Source organism: Bacillus sp. MRMR6 (genome assembly GCF_001940785.1).
GTDB lineage: Bacteria > Bacillota > Bacilli > Bacillales > Cytobacillaceae > Neobacillus.
Map to the genome: position 1 here is coordinate 46,501 of NZ_MSLS01000006.1, position 23,935 is coordinate 70,435.

Sequence of the window (23,935 nt, forward strand, 5' to 3'; positions counted from 1 at the left end):
ATGGGAACAGATTCTTATAAAGACAAAAAGGTTATTACAATTGGGATTGTTAGAGATTTAACAGGTCTTTCAGAGCGTCAAATCCGCTATTATGAAGAACGCAAATTGATTTTCCCCGAGCGCTCAGCTGGAGGGAGCAGAAAATACTCCTTTTTAGATGTTGAATTACTGGTTGAAATTGCCAACAAAATTGAAGACGGTGTTCAAACACATGAAATTAGAAAAGAAATGCTTAAAGCACAAAAGAAAGAAAATCAGGGTGAGGTTCGCAGAAAAATGATTCAAGGACAATTGAATGCTCAGTTTGGTTTACGCAAAGGCCCAGCTTCTAAATAGTTTGGGTCTTTTTTTATGCCATAAAAACAGTACCTCTGTCACTTATTCCCCTTTCTTCCCGCATCCCTTATCAAATCAGATTCCAATATTTACAACTCACCTCAAAAACCGTGTTAGGAAACCTTACAAACTTGTAGAAATGGCCTTTAATCCATGTAAAAATACAAATACACCAAATGTTAAGAAAACTAACATAATTTCAAGGGGGAGAAAAAATGGATACTACATTCTTAATGAACAGTCTATGGGTAATGGTTTCTTCTGTACTGGTTATTTTAATGATCGGCGGCTTCATACTTCTAGAGACCGGGTCTACACGAATGAAAAATGCCGGACATATTGCAGGTAAAACCATACTTACTTTTGGTATTGGATCAATTGTGTTTTGGGCGGTTGGTTACGGACTTATTTTCGGAGCTGGTAATTCAATCATTGGACTTTCGGACTTTTTCTATTCTGGTTATGACGTTGAAGGCTTAGGACTTTCTGGGGCAGTATTCTTTTTATTCCAATTAGCTTTCGCAGGAATTTCACTTACCATCGCATTTGGCGGTTTCGCTGAAAGAGCAAAGCTTGGAGCATATCTTGTTTTTGCAGTTTTATTCTCAGTAATCGTATATCCGCCAATCGCTCACTGGATTTGGGGCGGCGGCTGGTTAGCAGAGCATGGAAAGCAGGACTTCGCTGGTTCTACAGTGGTACACTTAACAGGTGCAATGGCTGCATTTGCTGCTACACTAATCTTAAAGCCACGAATTGGAAAATATAATAAAGATGGCTCAGCAAATAATTTAGCGGGTCACAACCAAGTATTTACAGCACTAAGTGTTTTATTATTATGGGTAGGATGGTTTGGATTTAACGCCGGCAGTACAGTATCAGTTGACGGAGCATTCTTTGGGTTTGTAGCAGTTAATACAAATCTTGCTGCTGGAGCTGGTGTCATTGCAGCAATGATTATCTCTTGGATAGTGTTAGGGAAAGCAGATGTACCAATGATGTTAAACGGAGCTTTAGCAGGGTTGGTTGCAATCACAGCTTCTTGTGCCTTTGTTGATACTTGGGCAGCAGTATTAATTGGTTTTATCGCTGGAATTCTAGTATTCTATAGCATTCGATTCTTTGAGAGCAAGAAGATTGACGATCCAATTGCAGCTCTTTCTGTACACGGTGCAGCCGGGGTTTGGGGAACTTTATCAACCGGTCTTTTTGCAACACCAGAATTAGCTGCTGTTGGTCAGCCTGGATTATTCTACGGCGGCGGCTTACACCAGTTAGGAGTTCAAGCTTTAGGAGTAGTTGTTTGTGGAGCTTTTGCCTTCGTTGTCTCCTATATCCTATTGACAATCATGAAAGCCGTTATGAATGGTTTACGAGTAACAGAAGAAGAAGAAATTATTGGTTTAGACATGAGTGAACATGGCAGTTATGGTTACCCTGAAATGGTTAAGGCAGAACATAAAGGGATGACCTCTGAGGCAATAATGTCTGCAAAGCCTAATCTTAATTCTTAAGTTTCATCATGAAAGAGCGGCCTCCCATCTTCTTAAAACCACAGGAGATGGAACCGCATTTTTTAACGAAAAGGAGGAAAGACAGACATGGATGCTGATGGTTTTAGTAAGATTCGTCAATATAGAGACCAGCATATTCAAGCTGCAGCTTTAGATCACTTTTCGTTAAATCATTTCCATGATGGTATTATCAATCAGACTTTAGAGTTATCTATCAAGAAAACGATTGAACAATATGGCCCTATTCCCTGCCCTTTTTCTTTTTTTGTGATGGGCAGTGCCGGTCGTTTTGAACAATCAGTTTGGAGCGATCAGGACCACGGTATTATCTATCAAGAGCAGAACGATGAGGCAAAGAGCTACTTTTTGGCATTAGGGAAGACAATATCAAATGGTTTATACCAAACAGGCTATGACTATTGTGACGGAGGAGTCATGGCAAGTAACACATTATGGTGTAAATCCACACTAGAATGGCAGAGTCAACTAGCCAATTGGCTTCAGGTTTCCTCTTGGGAATCAATTCGTCATTTACTGATTTTTATTGATGGGCGTTCTGTTTACGGACAATCACATCTGATCGAACAATTAAGAACCTTTGTCTACCGATCGATTGACAAAGCTCACCTTTTAAGAAAGATTTTCAGCAATACATTGTATGTAAAGAAAGGTATTGGCGTATTTGGCCAGATATTAACAGAAACACATGGCCAGCATACAGGTACTATAAATCTAAAAGAAATAGCTTTTTTCCCTTATGTAAATGCGATACGCCTATTAGCTATAAAAGGGGGAATTAGTAAGACCCCCACCCTATCAAGGCTCGATGCTCTTCCAAACGATTGGATTACCAGCGAGGAAAAGCAGATTATCCAGCGTCATTTTCTACAGCTATTAACATACCGATTATCATTGGCAGAACATCCTGACTATGAAACGGGTCATTATTTACCTATTAAGCTTCTTACAAAAGAACAAAAAAATGAATTGAAAGAAATTCTTAAACAAGGAACTACTTTATATCGTTTTGTTAGACAATTAGTAGAAAAGGAGGAAGAATGATGGGAATGAATGATATGCTGCAATTTTTCAGACAAATGTCTGGTAAACTCGGTTCGAATGTATACGCCGGTGTCCAAGGGAAAAACAACCTTCAAAATGTTTCCTTTTTAAGACAGCTCCAAAAAGAGATGAAAGAGAATAACAGCCTTGAAGTACCCCTTCAAGAATTAAATGTAGTTGTATTTGATTTAGAAACCACCGGCTTCTATCCTGAAAAAGGCGATCGTATTATATCTATCGGAGCCATTAAAATGACAGGCCATGAAATGAAAGAGCACGAAACCTTCTATTCACTCGTACAATCAAATCTTCCTCTATCTGATGAAATAACAACACTAACAAACATTGATGAAAGAGATTTAATAGATGCACCTCCTCCTTCAGAGGTGTTAATGCAATTCTTTCAGTTTGTAAATTGTCATGTCCTTGTTGCCCATCACGCAAAACACGAACAATCCTTTATGCAAAAGATGACTTGGGATCTCCTGCGTACAAGATTTGAACATCGGATTATTGATACATCATTCTTAACACGTCTTTTAAACCCTTCAGTAAAATCGATGCCTCTAGAAGCAGTTTGCCATGATTGTGGCATAGAAATAATTAATCGTCATCATGCTCTAGGTGATGCAATCCTAACAGGGCATATTTGGAGCTATCATTTAATTCAGGCCCAAACAATGGGATTTAGAAATCTTCGGGAAGTCTATGAGTACATCGCTGCCTTAAAATAAAATACTATTACAATAGGAATATCCAGATACTATCCTTTTTACTAACCATCATTTTTTGACCTTTTTAGACCTTTCACCCCCACGTTTTACCCCTTTTCAATCCAAAAATCAATTAATAGAAAAAATTTTTTCACTATTTTTTTTCCCCTTAACCTTGTTACATCAATAATGAAAACGCTATCAACTTTACTGATTAGTTTGAATTGTCAGATTTTTATATTGACCAAGATTTAGATTGGTTGTATGATTACTGAAAATATAAAATGTATTAAAGAATCTGATTAGTAAATAATCTGCATCATTACTTTATCATCAGAATGTTGCAGGGCTGGTCTTCTTTAAAGCAAATTAATCAGTTAGAGCTTTTTTCACTAAAAGGAGTGGTTAGGTTGGGAAGTCAGTGGATATTCCTTGACGGTAATTTCGTCAAGAAAGAGGATGCTGTTGTATCGGTTTTTGATCATGGCTTTTTATATGGCGATGGAGTTTTTGAAGGCATTCGTGTTTATAGCGGAAACGTATTTCGACTCGACGCTCATTTAAAAAGACTATTTGAATCAGCACAATCCATTATGCTGAAGATTCCATACACACAGGAGGAAATGACGCAGCTAATCGTCGAAACGATTAGAAAAAATCAGCTAGAAAGCGCCTATATACGTGTCGTTGTTTCACGTGGTAAAGGGAATCTCGGACTAGACCCTTCCTCCTGCCCAAAGCCAAGCGTCATTATCATTGCTGAACAATTAGCCCTTTATCCTAAGGAGTTTTACGCTCGTGGCATAAAAGTAGCTTCTGTTGCTAGCAGAAGAAATCGCCCGGATGTACTTAGCCCTCAGGTTAAATCGTTAAATTATTTAAATAATATTCTCGTGAAACTCGAAGCCAATCAGGCTGGTGTGGAAGAAGCATTAATGCTGAATGACCAAGGCTATGTAACAGAAGGCTCAGCTGACAATATCTTTATTGTAAAAAACAATGTAATTTACACTCCTCCTGTCTACCTTGGAGCACTCGAAGGGATTACTCGCAATGCCATTATAGATGTTGCTAGAGCAAAGGGTTTTGAGGTCCGTGAAACACCATTCACTAGACATGATGTATATGTAGCAGATGAAGTTTTCTTAACTGGAACCGCTGTTGAGGTCATCGCTGTTATTGAAGTAGACAGCCGCGTAATCAGTGGAGGTATACCAGGAGAGGTAACCAACCAATTATTAGAAGAATTCAGACAAATCGTTACAACAGATGGGGTTGCTTGTTACCCTACAGAAACAAATCATGCAGTAGTTAGTTAGGAGGATTACAATGCGAAGCGATATGATTAAAAAGGGGATTGACCGAGCTCCCCACCGCAGTCTTTTATACGCAACTGGGGTAACAGTGAAGGACCTAGAAAAGCCGTTTATCGGTGTCTGTAACTCATTTATTGAAATTATCCCTGGACATAAACACCTTAATCATTTCGGTGAGGTTGTAAAAAAAGCAATTAGAGAAGCTGGCGGTATACCTTTCGAATTTAACACGATTGGTGTTGATGACGGCATTGCAATGGGACATATCGGAATGAGATACTCCCTTCCAAGTCGTGAAATCATTGCCGATAGTGCTGAAACAGTCATAAATGCACACTGGTTCGACGGTGTTTTCTACATCCCGAACTGTGACAAAATTACACCCGGAATGTTAATGGCAGCTGCCAGAACCAATGTTCCATCCGTGTTTGTATCAGGCGGTCCTATGGAAGCAGGCGTTTCACCAACAACTGGTAAGAATCTTTCCTTAACTTCCGTTTTTGAGGGGGTTGGTGCTTACCATAGTGGAACGATGACAGAGCAGGAATTGCTCGAAATCGAAACCAATGCCTGTCCTACCTGTGGTTCATGTTCAGGAATGTTTACAGCAAACTCAATGAACTGCTTAATGGAAGTATTAGGGATGACGGTTCCAGGTAACGGAACAATTATCGCAACTTCTGAAGAAAGACATGAACTGATTCGCCAAGCAGCAAGGTATTTAGTGGAATTGGTAAAAAAGGATATTCGCCCGCGTGACATCATTACCCGAGAAGCAATTGATAATGCCTTTGCACTTGACATGGCTATGGGTGGTTCCACAAACACTGTACTTCATACCCTGGCGATTGCCCATGAAGCAGGTATTGACTATGATTTACGTGAGATTAATAAGATAGCTGAAAGAGTACCTTATTTATCAAAAATTATGCCAGCCTCCGATTATTCAATGGACGATGTTCATCGTGCAGGAGGAGTTAGCGCCATCATCAATGAGCTTTATAAAATTGAAGGGGCCTTGCATGATAACTGCTTAACTATCACTGGAAAAACCCTTGCTGAAAATGTGAAAGATGATGCAATCACAAACGAAGCTGTCATTCGCACAAAGGATAACCCATATAGCCCTGTTGGCGGACTATCCATCCTGTATGGGAATATTGCTCCTGATGGCAGTGTTATAAAAGTAGGTGCAGTGGATCCATCGATTAAGACCTTCCTTGGGGATGCCATTGTTTTTGAATCCCAAGAAGAAGCGCAAGAAAATATTAATAACGGCACAGTTCGAGCTGGACACGTAGTGGTCATCCGCTATGAAGGTCCAAAAGGCGGGCCGGGTATGCCAGAAATGCTTGCTCCTACCTCCGCTATTATGGGTCGTGGATTAGGTAAAGAAGTAGCTCTTATTACAGATGGGCGATTCTCTGGTGCAAGCCGAGGAATTTCAATCGGTCATATTTCACCTGAGGCTGCTGAAGGCGGACCAATTGCCTTAGTTGAAAATGGTGATAAAATTTTAATCGATTTAGAGGCTCGCTCTATTGATCTTCTAATTGATGATGAAGTTCTAGCTGAAAGACGCAGATTATGGCAAAAGCCTGAACCAAAAATTAAAACAGGCTACCTTGCTAAGTATGCCAAGCTTGTCACCTCTGCCAATACCGGCGGGATTATGAAAATATAAACAAAAAGCGCAAGCACCCTGGTCAGCGGCGTATGGCCTAGAGTGCTCCAACTGAGATGAAGGAAACACGATGAGCGGTTTTTGCGAATCGATGTTGACTTATCGTAGGGCGGAGGGCGAAGAACACTAGCCGCTAGGGCACTGGAGCTGGATTCAGAAAGCTATTACATTTTTGTGAATGTCCATTTAATCTAACCCAGGGATTAGGCGCCCTTTTTATCGCCGGGATTTGATGGACATTCAACCTCCTGAAAATTTTATATCTAAATCGATGACGGGAATAAAGGAATAAGAAATCGTATTTTCAGAGAGCTGGGGTTGCTGGAAGCCCAGTAATACAACTTATTCTGACATCATCCCTGAGTATTGTGCTGAAAAGTATTAACTTAGTAGGCTCAATCGGGTGTTTATAAAGCACCTGTTACAAAAAGAAGCGGTCAGGTTTTTATATTGAATCGCTTCAAAAGGCAGTATTCGTGAGAGTGCTGCGAAAACGGGTGGTACCGAGAAAACAAGACCTTTTCTCCCCGAATTATTCTGCTAATGCTGATGTATTACCATCACTGCAGTCTATTCAGGGAGAAAATGGTCTTTTTTAATGTACGAGTGAAGCAGTTTTGAGGATATCTACAAGGATTGACGTGATATCTACAATTAATGATTAGATATCTACAAATTTTAGGGTTATATCTACAAATCTAAGAAAATATCAACATATTTCAAGATTTCTATCACCCACAGGGAGGGATTATGAAGTGAAAGTAGAAGCAAAACTGGAGTCCAAAACCAGTACAGCACCAAAAACTGGTGCAGATCTACTCATTGACTTGTTGATTAAAGAAGGAGTTGAAACCCTTTTTGGGTATCCAGGTGGTGCTGTTCTACCAATATACGATGCCATTTACCGAGCTCGGGACTCTATCAAACACGTTCTCTTCCGCCACGAGCAAGGCAGTATCCATGCTGCTGAAGGTTATGCCCGAATTACGGGGAAACCGGGGGTTGTAATCGCAACATCTGGTCCTGGAGCGACGAACCTTGTTACCGGAATCACAGATGCTATGATGGATTCTCTGCCACTTGTAATTTTCACAGGACAGGTAGCACGCGGTGTTATTGGAACAGATGCCTTCCAAGAAGCAGATGTAATGGCCATCACCACGCCAATAACGAAACACAATTATCAGGTTCAAGATATTTCTGATTTACCGAGCATTGTTAAGGAGGCATTCCATATTGCCTCCACAGGAAGGCCAGGACCAGTACTAGTTGATATTCCAAAAGATATTTCCGCTGGTGAGCTTTTTGCGGAACCAAGTGAAGGAGTAATCGACCTCCCTGGTTATCAACCGACAACGAAGCCTAATCCTTTACAAATTAAAAAACTAGCAGATGCTCTTTCAAAGGCAAAAAGGCCATTAATTTTAGCTGGTGCAGGTATTCTTCATGGTAAGGCATCCGCAGAATTGAAGGAATTTGTTGAAAAGCATAAAATTCCAGTCGTTACCACACTGCTAGGACTTGGAACTTTTCCAGCAGCCAATCCCCTTTCCTTAGGAATGGGCGGAATGCATGGAACTTATGCTGCAAATATGGCGATGTACGAATGTGACCTACTTATCAACATTGGGGCACGCTTTGATGACAGATTAACTGGAAATCTAAAGCACTACGCACCAAATGCAAAAGTAGCCCATATTGACATTGACCCTGCTGAAATCGGTAAAAATGTTCCAACACTCATTCCCATTGTTTCTGATGCTAAGGAAGCCTTGCTTGATCTGCTGAATCAGAATTCAGATTCGCCAGATACAGAAGAGTGGCTTACAAGAAATAATCAAAATAAGCTTGAGTATCCGCTTTGGTATAAGCATGATTCAAACGGAATGTCTCCCCAGTGGTTGATTGAAGCGATTCATAAAGTGACAAACGGTGAAGCTATCGTAACTACAGATGTTGGGCAGCATCAGATGTGGGCGGCACAATACTACAAATTTGATCAACCACATCGGTGGGTCACTTCTGGTGGTTTAGGCACAATGGGCTTCGGCTTCCCTGCTGCCATTGGAGCACAAATGGCTTCCCCAGGAAGTCCAGTTGTTGCGATTGTTGGTGATGCTGGTTTCCAAATGACCTTGCAGGAATTATCGGTCATTTACGAACAGAAGTTACCAGTCAAAATTATTATCGTTAATAATGGAGCACTAGGTATGGTTCGCCAGTGGCAGGAGTTGCTGCACGGAAACCGAATTTCAGAATCCATCCTTCACTCTCAGCCTGATTTTGTAAAACTAGCTGAAAGCTATTCGATCCGCGGGGTGAAGATTGAAACGCAGGAAGAACTCATTACAAAGCTTCCAGAACTAATTGCCTATGAGGGCCCAGTTCTAATGGATTGCCGGGTACTTCAGCAGGAAAAGGTATTCCCGATGATTGCCCCTGGTAAAGGGATTCACGAAATGATTGGGGTGAAGCCATCATGAAACGGATTATCTCGTTAACGGTTCGGGACAGAAGCGGGGTCTTAAATCGAGTCACTGGTGTATTGGTTAGACGTCAATTTAATATTTCGAGCATCTCAGTCGGCCCAACCGAAACAGAGGGAATTTCGAAAATGACCCTTGTTGTTGAGGTGGCCGACGAGCAGCGTCTCGAGCAAGTAACAAAACAATTAAACAAACAAATTGATGTTCTAAAGGTTTCCGATATCACTGACAAAGCAATCGTCGCACGGGAGCTTGCCCTTATCAAAGTGGCTGGAAGCTCACAGCTTCGCAGCGAAATCAATGGTATTATCGATCCGTTTCGTGCCTTGATTATCGACGTTAGCAAGGACAGTTTAGCGATTCAAATCACAGGCCGTCCAGAAAAAATCGATGCTTTAATTGATTTGCTTCGCCCATATGGAATCAAAGATATTGCCAGAACAGGATTGACCGCCTTCCAACGGGGGCATCAGCCGCAAGTAAACGATCTAAATACCTACTCTCAAATAAAGTGAATCTTCCAACAGTGGGGTTCTTCTTCCACACTATTGGTTAGTTGAACGAATCGGGCTTTTACGGGCAGTTTATCCCCCGCTATCCTCCTTTAATTCCTCAAGGAATTGTAAGGTGGGTATTACTGCCCGTTAATGCGGGACAAATAGGATAATTGAAAGGATGATTAATAATGGCAAAAGTACTTTATAACGGAGATATTCAAGAAGAGGTTTTAGCAGGTAAAAAGATTGCAGTAATCGGTTATGGTTCACAAGGTCATGCACATGCTCTTAACTTAAAGGAAAGCGGTTTTGATGTAGTTGTTGGTTTACGCGGTGGAAAGTCATGGGATAAAGCAGTTGAAGATGGTTTAGATGTTCGTTCTGTAGCCGAAGCAGTAGCAGCTGCTGAAGTTGTAATGGTTCTTCTTCCAGATGAAATGCAGCCAAAAGTTTACGAAGAAAGCATTAAGCCGCACCTTGAAGCTGGTAATTCACTAGTATTTGCTCATGGCTTTAACGTTCATTTTACTCAAATCGTTCCCCCAGCAGATGTAGATGTATTCTTAGTAGCACCTAAAGGCCCGGGACATTTAGTACGTCGTACGTACACTGAAGGCGCTGGAGTTCCTGCCCTATATGCAGTATATCAAGACTACACTGGCCAGGCTCGTGACCTTGCTCTTGCATACGCTAAAGGTATTGGTTCTGCCCGTGCAGGTGTATTAGAAACTACTTTCCAAGAAGAAACAGAAACGGATCTATTCGGAGAACAAGCGGTATTATGCGGTGGTACTACTGCCCTTATCAAAGCTGGCTTCGAAACGCTTGTAGAAGCAGGATACCAGCCTGAGGTTGCTTACTTTGAGTGTTTACATGAATTAAAACTAATCGTGGACCTTCTATATGAAGGAGGATTAGAAAACATGCGCTACTCTATCTCTGATACAGCTCAGTGGGGTGATTTTGTTTCTGGACCACGTGTTGTTAACGAAGATACAAAAGCCCGCATGAAGGATGTATTAACAGATATCCAAACAGGCGCATTTGCAAAAGGCTGGATCCTAGAAAACCAGGCAAACCGCCCACAATTTAATGCAATCAATCGCAGTGAGAACAATCATCAAATCGAGCAAGTTGGACGCGAGCTTCGTGCACTAATGCCGTTTATTAAAAACCCTGTAAATAAAAAGAAAGAAGTGGTGGTAAATGGTTCACGTTAACATCTTTGATACGACACTGCGCGATGGTGAACAGTCTCCTGGTGTAAATTTAAACCAACTTGAAAAATTAGAAATCGCTAGACAGCTTGAACGGTTTGGCGTTGATATTATGGAGGCCGGCTTCCCGGCTTCCTCTCAAGGAGATTTCGAAGCAGTAAGAGCGATTGCCCGAACAATTAAAAACACTTCGGTAACAGGTCTGGCACGAGCGACGAAATCGGACATTGACATTGCGTGGGACGCTTTAAAAGATGCGGCAGAACCTAGGTTACACGTTTTTATTGCAACCTCCCCTATTCATATGCAATATAAGTTACTTAAAACACCTGATCAAGTCATTGAAACAGCTGTTAACATGGTAACCTATGCAAGATCAAGATTTCCACATATTGAATGGTCAGCAGAAGATGCTTCCCGCTCAGACTTAGACTTTCTAGTAAAAATTATTACGAAGGTCATTGATGCTGGAGCTACGGTCATCAATCTGCCTGATACGGTTGGTTATGCGACACCACAAGAATACGGCAACATGTTCCGCTATATACGTGAACATGTTCCTAATATCCATAAAGCCGCTTTATCCTGTCACTGTCATGATGATTTAGGTATGGCAGTTGCCAATACGCTTGCTGCAATTGAAAACGGTGTTACACAGGTCGAAGGAACGATTAACGGAATCGGAGAGCGTGCTGGTAATGCTTCTTTAGAGGAAGTTGCCGTCGCTTTAAATATTAGAAAAGACAAATATCCATTTACTACGAACCTAGTTTTGAAAGAAATTAAGCGTACAAGTGACCTTGTCAGCCGCTTTACAGGAATGATGGTACCTGGAAATAAAGCCGTTGTTGGAAAGAATGCCTTTGCACATGAATCTGGCATTCATCAAGACGGAGTGTTAAAGCATGCTTTAACCTATGAAATCATCACTCCTGAAATGGTCGGAATTCAATCAAATGATCTTGTGCTTGGTAAGCATTCTGGACGACATGCTTTTAAGGATAAAATTGAAAAGATGGGCTTCCAATTATCTCCTGAGAAGTTAGTTGAAGCATTTACTGCTTTTAAACAACTAACAGACCGGAAGAAAGAAGTCACTGATGAAGATTTATTTGCCATCCTAACCGATATTCAAACAAAAGTTGCTAATATAAAAAAATATGAATTAGTTGCATTCCAAGTTCAATATGCTTCAGTGAACCTTCCTACAGCGACAGTGGCCCTTACCACACCAGAGGGAGATCGAATTGAGACAGCCTGCACGGGTTCAGGAAGTGTTGAAGCTCTTTATAACACGATTGAAGCCTTAGTCAAAGAAGATATCCATCTTACCGATTTTAAATTAAACTCAATTGGTCAAGGCCGCGATGCACTTGCTGAAGTTCATGTGAAAATGACAGTCAATCATACACAGGTTAGCGGCCGTGGTTCAGCACAGGACGTATTAGAGGCCTCAGCCAAAGCGTTTATCAATGCAGTTAATCGTGTATTTTTTAATCAGAAAGCAGCCCTACAGGTTGAAACGGTATAATTTATTTTTCAAAGGGAGGCGCTATTGCCCCCTATCCCCTTTGGGCGAAGTATCAAATGGTAAGATGCTTAAAAAATGATGAGGAGGTTGCTTCGATGAAAAAACGTATTGTATTACTACCTGGTGATGGGATTGGCAAGGAAGTTATTGAGTCTGCAAAAGATGTTCTAAACGCCGTTGCTGAAGAATTTAATCATAGCTTTCAGTTCGAAACCCATGAGATCGGAGGGGCAGCCATTGACCTTTATGGCACCCCGCTGCCTGAAACAACGGTTGATGCTTGTAAACAGGCAGATGCTGTATTACTTGGTGCAGTAGGCGGACCAAAATGGGATAACAACCCCTCCCATTTACGCCCTGAGAGAGGATTACTTGGCATTCGGAAAGCACTAGATTTATATGCCAATTTACGGCCAATCAAAGGCTTTAAAAACATGCTGCATGCCTCTCCTCTTAAAGAAGAAGTAGTCGCAGGAAGTGATTTATTGATCGTTCGCGAGTTAACCGGAGGTCTTTATTTCGGAACACCGAGCGAACGTCGTGACGGTGGCAATTCTGTTGTAGATACTCTTAGCTACACACGTCATGAAATTGAAAGAATTGTAGACAAAGGCTTCCAGGCCGCACAGGTACGCCGCGGTCACCTAACTTCTGTCGACAAGGCTAACGTTCTCGAATCTAGTAAGCTATGGCGCGAAGTGGTGGAAGAGAAAAAGGCTCAGTATCCGGATGTTACCGTAGAGCATGTTTTAGTCGATGCCGCTGCTATGAAGTTGATTACAAATCCAACTCAATTCGATGTAATTGTTACTGAAAATTTGTTTGGTGATATTTTAAGTGATGAAGCCTCGGTTTTAACGGGTTCGCTTGGTATGCTCCCTTCTGCCAGTGTGCGTGCAGACGGTCTCGGACTTTATGAGCCTGTTCACGGTTCAGCACCTGACATTGCTGGAAAAGGCGTAGCAAATCCAGTAGCGATGATTTTGTCATCTGCTATGATGCTGCGTTATTCCTTCAAAATGGAAGACGAAGCTCAATTGATTGAAGAAGCAGTTCAAGCTGTCTTAGATGCTGGCTTCCATACATCTGATTTACAAGTTACGGATGGCCGTTTAGTCGGCACTGGAGAAATGACTCGTTTGATCGCTGATTTCATCAAGTCACAGAATGCTTCCAAATGTATCATGAGCTGCTACATCTAATTGATTTTGTGCCGCTGGGTCTTTGTGGGCTTGGCGGCTTGTCTATATTCTCTTGGTTACCTTGAACTACGAATAATTGTCGGTTCGGGCATCAGTAGTCCTGTTTGGTTACCGTAAACTGCGAAATTTGGCTAGCACGGGCATCAGTGACCCTCTCTGGTTACCATAAACTGCGAAATACGGCTAGCACGGGCATCAGTGACCCTCTTTGGTTACCGTAAACTGCGAAGTACGGCTAGCACGGGCATCAGTGACCCTCTYTGGTTACCGTAAACTGCGAAGTACGGCTAGCACGGGCATCAGAGGCCGTCTTTGGTTACCGTAAACTGCGAATTGCGGCTAGCACGGGCATCAGTGGCCGTCTTTGGTTACCGTAAACTGCGAATTGCGGCTAGCACGGGCATCAGTGACCCTCTTTGGTTACCGTAAACTGCGAATTGCGGCTAGCACGGGCATCAGAGGCCGTCTTTGGTTACCGTAAACTGCGAAGTACGGCTAGCACGGGCATCAGTGGCCCTCTTTGGTTACCGTAAACTGCGAATTGCGGCTAGCACGGGCATCAGTGGCCCTCTTTGGTTACCGTAAACTGCGAATTGCGGCTAGCACGAGCATCAGAGGCCCTCTTCGACATTAGACAAAAGTTTTCTTACCAGCCTAAACCATATTTGAGGGCCTCTCCCCTCTTTAAAAATCTATTAACGTGAGGAAGGACGATTATGCAAACACCTAAAAATATCATTCAAAAAATTTGGGAACGGCATGTTGTACATCAAGAAGAAGGAAAGCCTGATTTACTTTATATTGATTTGCACCTTGTTCACGAAGTAACTTCCCCACAGGCTTTCGAAGGGTTACGTATTAACGGACGTAAGGTACGCCGCCCAGATTTAACATATGCGACGATGGATCACAATGTTCCCACCCGCGACCGCAGCGTTATTAAAGACCCTGTTTCCAAGAACCAAATTGATACACTACAACAAAACTGCCAGGAATTCGGAATTGAACTTTCTGACATCCACCATCCGGACAATGGAATTGTTCACGTTATCGGTCCACAGCTGGGTTTAACTCAGCCTGGTAAAACAATTGTTTGTGGTGATAGCCACACTTCTACACATGGTGCATTTGGTGCCCTGGCATTTGGGATTGGGACAAGTGAAGTGGAACATGTCCTTGCAACCCAAACATTATGGCAAGCACCTCCAAAAACAATGAATGTCAAAGTAAATGGAAAGCTTGGTGTCGGGGTAACAGCAAAGGATTTAATATTAGCGATCATCGGTAAGTTTGGCGTTCAATTTGGAACTGGCTATGTCATGGAATATACAGGTGAAGCGGTCCGCAGCCTTTCAATGGAAGAACGTATGACCGTTTGTAACATGTCCATTGAAGCTGGAGCTCGCGCCGGCTTAATTACTCCAGATCAAACGACTTTTGAATATTTAAGAGGACGTCGTCATGTTCCTAAAGGGGAGGCGTTCGATGAAGCTGTTGCCACTTGGCGTGCTCTTGCTACTGACGAAGGTGCTTCTTATGATACAGTAGTTGAAATCAATGCTGCTGAAATTGAACCGCAGGTTACTTGGGGAACTAACCCTGGTATGTGTCTTCCGGTTACGGCTTCTGTTCCTAGCCCTGATGATTCCGTTAAAGCAAATGAAAAGGACGAAATTGCCCGTGCCCTTCAATACATGGGACTTGAAGCAGGTCAGCCAATTTCAAGTATTGAAATTGACCATGTGTTTATTGGTTCCTGTACAAACTCCCGCCTAAGTGATTTACGAAAAGCGGCTGACGTGATTCGCGGCAAGCAGGTTAACCCTAATGTTAAAGCAATTGTTGTACCTGGATCTTTCCTAGTAAAAATGGAAGCTGAGAAAGAAGGAATTGATCAGATTTTTAAAGATGCTGGCTTTGAATGGCGTGAAGCTGGATGCAGCATGTGCTTAGCAATGAATGATGATATCGTTCCTCCAGGTGGACGCTGTGCCTCTACTTCAAATCGAAACTTTGAAGGCCGTCAAGGAAACGGAGCACGTACACATCTTGTCAGCCCTGAAATGGCAGCAGCGGCTGCAGTTGCGGGTCATTTCGTTGATGTCCGTAAATTCACTGCACAGGAGGTTTACTAATCATGGAACCATTACGCAAACACCAAGGTCTTGTTTATCCGTTAAACCGTTCAAATATTGATACAGACCAAATTATTCCTAAACAGTTCCTTAAGCGTATTGAACGCAGTGGTTTTGGCCAATTCTTGTTCTATAACTGGCGGTTTGATGATGACGGCAATCTGCGTGAGGATTTCTCTTTAAATGATCCGAAGTATAAAGATGCCTCTATTATTGTTTCTGGTGAAAACTTTGGATGCGGCTCATCGCGTGAGCATGCTCCATGGGCTGTACAGGACTTTGGTTTTAAGGTTGTGATCGCCCCAAGTTTCGCTGATATTTTTAAAAACAACTGTGTTAAAACAGGGATTCTAACTGTTCAAGCATCCGAAGAACAAGTTCAACAGATTATTAGAAAAGCAGAAGCTACAGAATATACTTTATCAGTTGACCTTGAAGAACAGGTTGTGTACGATAACGAAGGCTTAACAATATCCTTCGACATCGCACCATATCCAAAGGAAATGCTTTTAAACGGCTGGGATGAAATCGGAGTTACCTTAAACTACGAAGATAAGATTAAAGAATATGAACTAGCCCATAAATAGTAAAAATGAGTCTGGCTTTTCCAGACTCATTTTTTTGTTTTATTTGTTAAAACCACTGTCTCTGGTTTTTCTTCCCATCGATTAATGATGAATATGACACGTTTTTCTTTGTCCCAATACTGGCATCCGTAACAATCTTTTATTACCCCGCTTTGATACTGGTTGAATTGGTCCAAGTGAAAATCCCATGCCCCGATTTCGTAGACTCCTTTTTTGTCTAATTGATGAAGGAGAAATGTTTTTGATTTTACCTTTTCATCCTTACCTTTGTATTTAATATTAAATTCATAGCTGACTTCTGTTCCCTTTAAATACATTCGATAAACCATATCCCAATTTTGTGATCCGCCTGTAAAGGTTACTGACTTGGGTCTAAAGAAATGAATTGTTTCGGCATACGTCGTTGAATTTCCGCAAAATAGTAATAAAATAAAAACTGTAAGGTACTTTTTCATGACAATAACTCCGTTTTTTTTCTTATTATTCTACAGATTTTAGTTCCTATTCAGTGCCTTAAGAGAAGCCTTTACTCTCTTGTGAGTAAGGCTTAAATTCTTGCTTATGTTACTAAGTTAGATGTCCTCCAATATGTCTTGATTATCTGCATCCTTGTTTAGAGTCAGCACTTCGTCAACCGGCTGGTACGATTCACCATAAAAGTGCTGATCCTTATACGTATGAATTAAGTTATAGGTCTTCTTCATCGCAGAGTAAATTTCAGCTTCCGACTCATTGTTCGGTGCCCAGTAGAGTATTTCCATTTTATTAATCTCATTTGTAGCAAGGGACCTTCTTGCATACCCAACGGACTGAGCATGCTCGAATCCTTCACGTTTATAAAAGCTCAGCCGTTTTTCCGTATCACTGTCACTATAATTAACAGGTTCTACCTCAAGAATGATCGGTTTTCGTTTTTGCTTCATTTTTTCAATTAGCTTATGTCCAAGCCCCTGCCCACGGGCATTTTTTGAAACAAACAGATAGTCAATAAAGACAAAATTATCAAGCTCCACATACATCAAAACATGGTTAGGTCCTTCATCCTTATGATAAATATCTGCGCGTTCCTTTAACAATGTCTCCATGTGCTCTTGGGATTTCATCTCTTCAACTGGAAAATATTGATTTAACTTCTCATACCAATGCATTGAACTTCTCCCCTATGAAAAAATCTTATTGAGGGAAGTATTTGTTAAATTACCTTAAATCATACTTAACCGCTACTGCTCGGCACTCAACTGAATTCAACAAAAATTCCCTTGATTGGCCTGCGAAATTTCTCAAGACGTTTTACGAGGCAACTTTTTTGTTTTGTTTTGGCTAGCATCAACGACATGATTAATATACGCTTTTTTCATCAGGAATGTGATAGCCTCCTTCTAAACCAAAGAAATGATAGTATGACTCACGCTTACGATAATCATGCTTTGCCCAGCACCACTTATTATCCCAGTCGTCAATCTCAGCGTATTATTGCTCATTCGAAGATTCTTTTTCTGTGTCCAGCCGTCAAGGACCATTGGAATATTTAACAAAATCCCAAGCCACAAAGGGAATAGTAAACCAGCCACTAAGAAAAAGGGAAACAACAAATAGCCCGATAAGATCCCCATACATCGGGCACATAATGGAAAGGTATGTCCTCTCCATGATAGACTCCTAGTTTTCATTCGGTGACAGGGAACAATCTCGAAAACTTTCAATATCTTAATCACAGTTTGGCCCACAATCACAGTCTGGCTTGCAATCAGAATCAAAATTGGGACAATCCGGAAAACAGTCAAAATCCCACTTCTTCCTCTTGCGATATTTCTTCCTTCCGTACGCAAACAATATATACAAGAGCAATAGAATTCCGATTACAACGCCTATAGAACCAAAAAGCATTTCCCCTTTGACAAGAAAAGTCGTTCCCACAACAAATGCTATCAACATGCCAGTTAGTAAAAGAAAAAACATCGTTTGTCACCTTCTGTTAGTCTAGTCACTTCCACATCCCATGTATATTCCATTTCCCTGCCTAAAAATCCTCTTTCTGTTTCAGCCCAGATACACCTGAACGGCGTAGGCCGCTCAGGTTTTCAAAACTCTGGCAGCCGGTCAAGGTTATTTTCTTTAATCCCATCTGGCTCGCTGCGAATAATATCTCTTCCGTATTTATGAAATACATCAATGTGGGCAATCTGACCTGATTTTGCTTCACTTAGGGCCGTAACATAATCCAGCTCGCGGCCAGAATTTGTTTTAAAGGCGATGATATCTCCGTCATCGTTTTTCCTTACTGCTACAAATTCTTCCTTCCCTTCAGGATTGGAAAGACCAGCTTCTCTTTGTGCCTGTTGTTCGCTTTGCTGTTTATAGTCATGATATATTTTTTCAAAATCCTGTTGTTCCATCATTTCACCTCCGAACATACGTTTAGTATTTTGAGGATATCTGATGTAAAATATTCACTACACAGGTGAAATCTCATTTTACATGGACAGTTCTTTTGATACTGATTTTGGTTCTTCGTTCAAATTTTTCATAACTAAGACCAAACAAATGATGATAAAAAGATTAAACAATAGGATGGATATTATAATTAAATAGCCAACTTTTACCCCTGCGTTCATTTGAAGAAAAATCATTGCTGTCAGTGCAGTTAGCAAAGTGACCTCTTTCATGATAATAACAGGGGCAAGTAAAAAGCCAAAAGGTCTTTTTAGTATTAGTAAAATCCCTGCCAAAAGCCCAACTGGAACTACAAATCCAAGATCCATGGCTTGGATCACAAAGGTCGTATAGTGCTGGAGATCTGGCGGAGGCGTGCTGCTCAGCAGTGGAAACCCAATTTTTGCTGTCCACATCATTCCAAACACAAATGAAACAAACAGTAAAAATATCCCTAAAAATTTGACAGGCATTCTGTCTGAAAAATACAAGGGCAAATTTTCGATATCAAACGACATCATTGCAAGAGTGAAGGCAAAAAAACTAGCTGACATAAGAGCCACATAGACGAGGAACAAGGAATTGTACATGGAGAGAAAGGAATAGGATGCATAGGTGTATAAAAAGTATCCTAAGGTTCCTGTAAGAAGCAGCCTCCCTTTTAAAAGCCCTTTTCTCGAAAAAAACAGAGAGAGTAGAAGCAATGGCACTCCTAATAATAATGTGACATAGTCCTGCCCTATTGCTTGTGCTGCCATAGATACTGAATCATGTTGGTAGATGCCTTTTCCATGAATCTGGACCGTTTCTCCGTAGATAGACGTATACTCAAATTCGCCTTGTCCTTGGTTAGAAAAGATTCCAATGGATGCTGCTGAAATAGATAAAATAGAAATGAAAACAACGAGTAAGCTAATCGACTTTTTGAACTTCATAGCTGACTCCCCCTTTCAGAATAGACGTCACCATAATAGTTCGATATATTTTTGCTATCGCCTTTATGTTCACAAAAAGTTCATTTATCGGGGAATTAKTTTGTTTATTTCTCTTAAGGCTATAATAAAGACAACGGAAGACAATTTGGAGTGAGTACAAGTTGCTAAAACTAAGTAAAACACATGACCCTATGAAAAATGCCGAAATTCTAGATGAATTATTTGAAAATAAAAGACAAATAAAAGAGGCAGTGCTCCAAACCAACCAGCTATTTCTACGCTGCCATGGTAAAAATAGACCTGACCATGAAGTAAAGGTAGCGGGCTCTTCTCTCTCCTTACTTCAAAAGATCGTATCTGGTTTATTTCGTCTCCTCGCCAAACCCTCACAAGTATTACCGCAAACTCAAACCATTCTTGAACCTGACGGAACGATTTCTCCCGACTGGAAGCGGAAGTTGGATAAAGAGTACGCAGCTCTATTACAAAACATAACCCGAGAAGTGAATGTTGCCGATTATGGCGCAATAGGCGATGGCCTAACAGATTGTACGGCAGCTTTTAAAAAGGCAATCGGCAATGGCCGGGTGAAGGTATCTATTCCAGAGGGGGTTTACGTGACGAAAGGAATTCGTTTGCCTTCTTGGACATATTTAGTTGGTGCCGGCAAAGGGATTACCACCATTAAATTACATCATCGTGCAGCAAAAGGTGTCCGCCTGATAACCAATGCAAACCACTGGAAAGGAAATACCCACTTATTAGTTCAAGGAATGAGTCTGGACTGGAATGTACTGAGACTTGGTGAGGTGACAAAAACGAGTACGTGGGGAAATCATTCCAGCTGTTTAACTTATGCCAATGTAAGCTATGGATGGGTAAAAGAAGTGGAAGGAATCAATCCAGGGCTACATTGCTTTGACATTACTTCAACAATGTATAACTATGCCGGTGATGGTTATCGCGCGCGAGGCGGAAGCAGATTTATATGGCTTGACCAAGTAACAGGGTATGGCTTTGGCGATGACGGTATCACCACACACCATAGTGACTATATCTTTATCTCCAATTCGCATATGTGCGACCCTAGCGGCCGGGCACACAAGAGCGGTTTTTCCAATTCAAATGGGATTGAAATCGATGATGGCACCCGCAATGTTTTACTAGTAAATAATTCTACTGCAAGATGCTTTGGCGGTGTGGAAAGTAAGGCACATGAAAATTCTTCAGCTGCATCGAACGTTGAAATAGTTGGTCATATTTCCGTAAATGACAACAGGTCCTATAATTTCCGGCATATTGGGCATCACAAGCGGACAGATACAGAGTCAAAAACTGCTTACAATATAAAGGCAACTTATCTCGCTTCCATTGAACCTATTTTTACAGAGTTATATAAAGAATCATCGCCGAGAGCGATGGTTGTTTCTGCCTATAAAAATGTCGTAGTCAGCCAATTTATAGCAGTTGGTGACCCGGATTACGATTATAAAAGTAATCCAGTTGTCTCTATTCAATTTCAGGCTCAAAACGTATCTTTGCAGAACCTAAAGTTTAGAGACTTTGTGACGGCTGGTTCAGATATTAAGGTATTTGGCGGAGACAATTACGCGGACAATGTCTCTATAGACAATGTGTTAAGTTTTCACTCGGCACCAAAAGTAGTAGCTTCTAGTGAAAGACATGATGTAACAAATATAAAAATTCTTGAAAAGTTAACAAAATTTTAACCCAGCGTCAAAGTGCTACCTTTGACGCTTTACTTCTTTCTCGATTTCAATTTCATCTACAAGCTTTTCTGCAACTTTCCGGTAGAGGCTACTCATATGTACAAGTGAAGAAATCATTAATAATTGCTCCAAATATTGAGGATCAGCAGCGTTCAGTTTTGCTGTTTCTTCCGCTACAAGGGTAGCTCGCTCCCCTATATCCTGTTTGAATTCCTCCACATTTTTTTCCGCAAGATTCAAATAGGTTGTATAAAAGGAATCTAGATCAATCTCATCTTTGATAATTTTTTTGTTGATTCCGTCTAAAGATAATTTAATATCATTTATTGAAAGAGCCCCTTTGAGCTGATAAATTAAGCTGATTAAAATGAGGTGCTCTTTGGAATATTTCTTATTTTTTATCGGAAAAATCAACTTTCCTTTTGCATAGTTGTTAATCATCGTTTTCGTCAGTACTTTTTCCTCATCATTTCGTTTTGAATCGGCAAATTTATTTTCAAATAATTGAATCACTTGATCCATATATAAGTCAATATGTGGAATGTCATCAAGCGTTAGGTTTGCTTCTAATCCTAACTTTTCAATAAGCTGTTCAATATTTCCCAAGTATACTCCTCCCCTTCACATAGTATTTCTTATTATTATACATGATTAAATAAGAGTTGACTATATCATGTTTTATCGGTATCATTATAAGTAGTTATTAAAACTACATAATATCGTAGGAGGTATTTATAATGCATCAATATATTCGTGAACCCATCAATGGATTGACTCATTTAGCTGGGGCTTTGTTGTCTTTTGTTGGACTGCTAGCCATGGTTATAAAGGCATCGATGACAACAGCCTCACCTATGACCATTACTGCTGTGATTATATTTGGAATTAGCATGATCTTACTGTATTCAGCCTCGGCCACCTACCATATGGTAAAAGCAAAAGATCATGTGATTGCGTTCTTAAGACGGCTTGATCATTCGATGATTTTCATCCTAATTGCCGGTACCTATACCCCTTTTTGTTTTATTAGTTTGAATGGAACTATTGGAAATTTACTTTTTTCGATTATTGCCGCAGTTGCATTAAGTGGTGTTGTGTTCAAAATGGTTTGGTTTAACTGTCCACGCTGGATTTCAACGGCATTGTATATTGTTATGGGCTGGATGATCGTATTTTTTTTCTCACCCTTAGCGGGCAGCTTAAATCCTACGGGTCTATTTTTACTAATATTAGGCGGAGCCTTCTACACGGTGGGCGGGGTAATATATGGAGCAAAGCCTAAATTCTTGCAATCAAAATTCATGGGATTCCATGAAATTTTCCATATCTTTATTCTGCTCGGCAGCTTGTCTCATTTCTTATGTGTGTTTTTATATGTCATCTAGCCTCATGAATGTCTTCATGAGGCTTTTTTATGGGGAACCTTGAGATTAGGGGGAATTTCTTTTTATACTAATTATCTATGGGGATGATATCCGCAATGTAAAGGGCATCTTCGGAAAAAATGCAATATAGGTCGGTATGATTATTGTGCAAAATCGTATTTCGAATGAAGAAACCATCGTAGTTTTGCTTTAGTATACTTTTTCTAAATTCTCCATTAGCCTCTTCCTTATTTAAAAGGATGGACCCTAAATAATCACAGTACTTGTTTCGTTCACTTATAAATAAATCGTATGATGGGTATTCCTTAAGATTTGGTTCATCGATAAATACTTTGTAAATGAAGCCGCTGACTGGTCTTTCGTATTGAATAACTTTAGGTTCTCCATCTTCCCAGAACTCAGTTTTCGATTTTTCAATAACGGTCTCTGTTCCAACTGTAAAAGGTTTTGCCACATGGATATTGGATGTAAACCAAAAGCCGATTGTATCGATACCATCACTCAAATTTTGTATAACTACTTCTTTATGGAAGCGATCAAATTTTTTTATAGATCCATGGTAAAGTATCATTCGTATCCCCCTTTATATAGATTATCCAAATCTTATGTATTCAATAATGGAACGCTATATTAGGAAAAACAAGGCCGCACGTTAGCATGCGGCCCTTTATAGTAACTGTTGAATACTTTGTAAGACAAAAAGAATAAATTCGTATACCAAATTTATAAGCTCATACAGAAAATTAAAGAGAGCATCAAACATGATAATACACACCCTTCCAGCCATCATACAATAGCGTATGCTAGCTTGGACAAAACGGAAACGGATAGGAGTTTATACCCTCCAAAAATATTTAGCTCCCCTAAGAATGTCCACCCCAGGCGTACAAAATGAGGTGTTTTGTCCACGAGCGGTGACAGGCACCAAACTAATCCTCGTCTTTGATGTTTATGTCCTCAGGGATGGGCTGGCTTAGTATTTCTTCTATGAGTTCTTTGTAGTTTTCGATTTGTTTTAGGTGGGTGTTGAATTGTTCTTTGTTGATTAGATATTCTTGGCCGTCGTGGATTGCACGGATTTTTCTTTGTTTGATTAGTGCTTCGATTGCTGCTTCTGTCGTAGATAAGTATTCTGCTGTGTCTTTAATTGTTAAATACATATGGTTTTCCCT

Annotated in this window: 23 protein-coding genes; 15 read left to right on the forward strand and 8 right to left on the reverse strand. The window is 40.7% G+C overall.

Annotated elements, in window-relative coordinates:
- The 13 genes from BTR25_RS08355 to leuD all read left to right on the forward strand — a co-directional run bounded on the left by BTR25_RS08355 (position 1) and on the right by leuD (position 16,280).
- On the forward strand, positions 1 to 336 hold the full coding sequence (locus BTR25_RS08355; protein WP_075687610.1) for a MerR family transcriptional regulator: 336 nt from the start codon (positions 1 to 3) through the stop codon (positions 334 to 336).
- A gap of 215 nt (positions 337 to 551) precedes the next feature.
- Positions 552 to 1,850: an ammonium transporter gene (locus BTR25_RS08360; RefSeq protein ID WP_075687611.1), complete on the forward strand. Its 1,299-nt coding sequence runs from the start codon at positions 552 to 554 to the stop codon at positions 1,848 to 1,850.
- Positions 1,851 to 1,937: 87 nt separating this feature from the next.
- A complete protein-coding gene (locus BTR25_RS08365; RefSeq protein WP_075687612.1) occupies positions 1,938 to 2,912 on the forward strand; it encodes a DUF294 nucleotidyltransferase-like domain-containing protein in 975 nt (324 codons plus the stop codon).
- Positions 2,909 to 3,646 carry an exonuclease domain-containing protein gene (locus BTR25_RS08370; protein ID WP_254842657.1) on the forward strand — a complete coding sequence of 246 codons (738 nt, stop codon included), beginning with the start codon at positions 2,909 to 2,911 and terminating at the stop codon, positions 3,644 to 3,646. Before BTR25_RS08365 ends, BTR25_RS08370 begins: the two co-directional genes overlap by 4 nt.
- 389 nt (positions 3,647 to 4,035) lie before the next feature.
- Positions 4,036 to 4,944 (forward strand): branched-chain-amino-acid transaminase, encoded by a 909-nt coding sequence (ilvE, locus tag BTR25_RS08375; protein ID WP_075687614.1) that lies wholly within the window; start codon positions 4,036 to 4,038, stop codon positions 4,942 to 4,944.
- 10 nt (positions 4,945 to 4,954) lie between these two features.
- The gene (gene ilvD, locus BTR25_RS08380) at positions 4,955 to 6,625 is read left to right on the forward strand and encodes a dihydroxy-acid dehydratase (protein WP_075687615.1); all 1,671 of its coding nucleotides are present in this window, start codon (positions 4,955 to 4,957) and stop codon (positions 6,623 to 6,625) included.
- A gap of 755 nt (positions 6,626 to 7,380) precedes the next feature.
- The gene (ilvB, locus tag BTR25_RS08385; RefSeq protein ID WP_075687616.1) at positions 7,381 to 9,108 is read left to right on the forward strand and encodes an acetolactate synthase large subunit; all 1,728 of its coding nucleotides are present in this window, start codon (positions 7,381 to 7,383) and stop codon (positions 9,106 to 9,108) included.
- A complete protein-coding gene (ilvN, locus tag BTR25_RS08390; RefSeq protein ID WP_075687617.1) occupies positions 9,105 to 9,626 on the forward strand; it encodes an acetolactate synthase small subunit in 522 nt (173 codons plus the stop codon). The genes ilvB and ilvN overlap by 4 nt, the downstream gene beginning before the upstream one ends.
- Before the next feature lie 170 nt (positions 9,627 to 9,796).
- Entirely contained in the window at positions 9,797 to 10,828 is a 1,032-nt protein-coding gene (ilvC, locus tag BTR25_RS08395; protein ID WP_075687618.1) for a ketol-acid reductoisomerase, read from the forward strand.
- Positions 10,815 to 12,356 carry a 2-isopropylmalate synthase gene (locus BTR25_RS08400; RefSeq protein WP_075687619.1) on the forward strand — a complete coding sequence of 514 codons (1,542 nt, stop codon included), beginning with the start codon at positions 10,815 to 10,817 and terminating at the stop codon, positions 12,354 to 12,356. Before ilvC ends, BTR25_RS08400 begins: the two co-directional genes overlap by 14 nt.
- A 95-nt stretch (positions 12,357 to 12,451) precedes the next feature.
- Positions 12,452 to 13,558, forward strand: coding sequence for a 3-isopropylmalate dehydrogenase (gene leuB / locus BTR25_RS08405; RefSeq protein ID WP_075687620.1), 1,107 nt, complete (start codon positions 12,452 to 12,454; stop codon positions 13,556 to 13,558).
- Positions 13,559 to 14,274: 716 nt separating this feature from the next.
- Positions 14,275 to 15,693, forward strand: a complete 1,419-nt coding sequence (leuC, locus tag BTR25_RS08410; protein ID WP_075687621.1) for a 3-isopropylmalate dehydratase large subunit — start codon at positions 14,275 to 14,277, stop codon at positions 15,691 to 15,693.
- A gap of 2 nt (positions 15,694 to 15,695) precedes the next feature.
- The gene (leuD, locus tag BTR25_RS08415) at positions 15,696 to 16,280 is read left to right on the forward strand and encodes a 3-isopropylmalate dehydratase small subunit (RefSeq protein ID WP_075687622.1); all 585 of its coding nucleotides are present in this window, start codon (positions 15,696 to 15,698) and stop codon (positions 16,278 to 16,280) included.
- A gap of 26 nt (positions 16,281 to 16,306) precedes the next feature.
- Here leuD and BTR25_RS08420 read toward each other — a convergent pair whose 3' ends face one another.
- The 5 genes from BTR25_RS08420 to BTR25_RS08445 form a co-directional block, all read right to left on the reverse strand.
- Positions 16,307 to 16,735, reverse strand: a complete 429-nt coding sequence (locus tag BTR25_RS08420) for a hypothetical protein (RefSeq protein WP_075687623.1) — start codon at positions 16,733 to 16,735, stop codon at positions 16,307 to 16,309.
- A 117-nt stretch (positions 16,736 to 16,852) separates the two neighbouring features.
- The gene (locus BTR25_RS08425) at positions 16,853 to 17,428 is read right to left on the reverse strand and encodes a GNAT family N-acetyltransferase (protein ID WP_075687624.1); all 576 of its coding nucleotides are present in this window, start codon (positions 17,426 to 17,428) and stop codon (positions 16,853 to 16,855) included.
- Between the two features lie 231 nt (positions 17,429 to 17,659).
- Positions 17,660 to 17,950, reverse strand: coding sequence for a DUF2085 domain-containing protein (locus BTR25_RS08430; RefSeq protein WP_254842665.1), 291 nt, complete (start codon positions 17,948 to 17,950; stop codon positions 17,660 to 17,662).
- A 411-nt stretch (positions 17,951 to 18,361) separates the two neighbouring features.
- A complete protein-coding gene (locus BTR25_RS08440; protein WP_075687626.1) occupies positions 18,362 to 18,676 on the reverse strand; it encodes a DUF3892 domain-containing protein in 315 nt (104 codons plus the stop codon).
- A 78-nt stretch (positions 18,677 to 18,754) separates the two neighbouring features.
- Complete coding sequence (locus tag BTR25_RS08445) at positions 18,755 to 19,648, reverse strand: hypothetical protein (RefSeq protein WP_075687627.1); 894 nt, start codon at positions 19,646 to 19,648, stop codon at positions 18,755 to 18,757.
- 161 nt (positions 19,649 to 19,809) lie between these two features.
- Here BTR25_RS08445 and BTR25_RS08450 point away from each other — a divergent pair, with 161 nt between their 5' ends.
- Positions 19,810 to 21,378 carry a glycosyl hydrolase family 28-related protein gene (locus tag BTR25_RS08450; RefSeq protein WP_083652299.1) on the forward strand — a complete coding sequence of 523 codons (1,569 nt, stop codon included), beginning with the start codon at positions 19,810 to 19,812 and terminating at the stop codon, positions 21,376 to 21,378.
- A gap of 15 nt (positions 21,379 to 21,393) precedes the next feature.
- Here the strand turns inward: BTR25_RS08450 and BTR25_RS08455 are convergent, their stop codons facing one another.
- The gene (locus BTR25_RS08455; RefSeq protein WP_075687628.1) at positions 21,394 to 21,984 is read right to left on the reverse strand and encodes a DUF1836 domain-containing protein; all 591 of its coding nucleotides are present in this window, start codon (positions 21,982 to 21,984) and stop codon (positions 21,394 to 21,396) included.
- 131 nt (positions 21,985 to 22,115) lie between these two features.
- Here BTR25_RS08455 and trhA point away from each other — a divergent pair, with 131 nt between their 5' ends.
- Positions 22,116 to 22,763: a PAQR family membrane homeostasis protein TrhA gene (gene trhA / locus BTR25_RS08460; RefSeq protein WP_075687629.1), complete on the forward strand. Its 648-nt coding sequence runs from the start codon at positions 22,116 to 22,118 to the stop codon at positions 22,761 to 22,763.
- A 67-nt stretch (positions 22,764 to 22,830) separates the two neighbouring features.
- Here trhA and BTR25_RS08465 read toward each other — a convergent pair whose 3' ends face one another.
- Together BTR25_RS08465 and BTR25_RS08470 are read right to left on the reverse strand one after the other, a co-directional pair.
- Entirely contained in the window at positions 22,831 to 23,334 is a 504-nt protein-coding gene (locus BTR25_RS08465) for a hypothetical protein (protein ID WP_075687630.1), read from the reverse strand.
- A 358-nt stretch (positions 23,335 to 23,692) separates the two neighbouring features.
- Positions 23,693 to 23,923, reverse strand: coding sequence for an excisionase family DNA-binding protein (locus tag BTR25_RS08470; protein WP_075687631.1), 231 nt, complete (start codon positions 23,921 to 23,923; stop codon positions 23,693 to 23,695).
- Positions 23,924 to 23,935: the final 12 nt, after the last annotated feature.

Coding starts and splice junctions, on each gene's coding strand:
- BTR25_RS08355 (WP_075687610.1), top strand. CDS start 1: ATGGGAACAGATTCTTATAAAGACAAAAAGGTTATTACAATTGGGATT.
- BTR25_RS08430 (WP_254842665.1), bottom strand. CDS start 17,950: ATGAAAACTAGGAGTCTATCATGGAGAGGACATACCTTTCCATTATGT.
- BTR25_RS08465 (WP_075687630.1), bottom strand. CDS start 23,334: ATGATACTTTACCATGGATCTATAAAAAAATTTGATCGCTTCCATAAA.
- BTR25_RS08440 (WP_075687626.1), bottom strand. CDS start 18,676: ATGGAACAACAGGATTTTGAAAAAATATATCATGACTATAAACAGCAA.
- ilvN (WP_075687617.1), top strand. CDS start 9,105: ATGAAACGGATTATCTCGTTAACGGTTCGGGACAGAAGCGGGGTCTTA.
- trhA (WP_075687629.1), top strand. CDS start 22,116: ATGCATCAATATATTCGTGAACCCATCAATGGATTGACTCATTTAGCT.
- ilvC (WP_075687618.1), top strand. CDS start 9,797: ATGGCAAAAGTACTTTATAACGGAGATATTCAAGAAGAGGTTTTAGCA.
- BTR25_RS08445 (WP_075687627.1), bottom strand. CDS start 19,648: ATGAAGTTCAAAAAGTCGATTAGCTTACTCGTTGTTTTCATTTCTATT.
- BTR25_RS08420 (WP_075687623.1), bottom strand. CDS start 16,735: ATGAAAAAGTACCTTACAGTTTTTATTTTATTACTATTTTGCGGAAAT.
- leuD (WP_075687622.1), top strand. CDS start 15,696: ATGGAACCATTACGCAAACACCAAGGTCTTGTTTATCCGTTAAACCGT.
- ilvD (WP_075687615.1), top strand. CDS start 4,955: ATGCGAAGCGATATGATTAAAAAGGGGATTGACCGAGCTCCCCACCGC.
- BTR25_RS08470 (WP_075687631.1), bottom strand. CDS start 23,923: ATGTATTTAACAATTAAAGACACAGCAGAATACTTATCTACGACAGAA.
- BTR25_RS08370 (WP_254842657.1), top strand. CDS start 2,909: ATGATGGGAATGAATGATATGCTGCAATTTTTCAGACAAATGTCTGGT.
- leuB (WP_075687620.1), top strand. CDS start 12,452: ATGAAAAAACGTATTGTATTACTACCTGGTGATGGGATTGGCAAGGAA.
- BTR25_RS08425 (WP_075687624.1), bottom strand. CDS start 17,428: ATGCATTGGTATGAGAAGTTAAATCAATATTTTCCAGTTGAAGAGATG.
- BTR25_RS08360 (WP_075687611.1), top strand. CDS start 552: ATGGATACTACATTCTTAATGAACAGTCTATGGGTAATGGTTTCTTCT.
- leuC (WP_075687621.1), top strand. CDS start 14,275: ATGCAAACACCTAAAAATATCATTCAAAAAATTTGGGAACGGCATGTT.
- BTR25_RS08365 (WP_075687612.1), top strand. CDS start 1,938: ATGGATGCTGATGGTTTTAGTAAGATTCGTCAATATAGAGACCAGCAT.
- BTR25_RS08400 (WP_075687619.1), top strand. CDS start 10,815: ATGGTTCACGTTAACATCTTTGATACGACACTGCGCGATGGTGAACAG.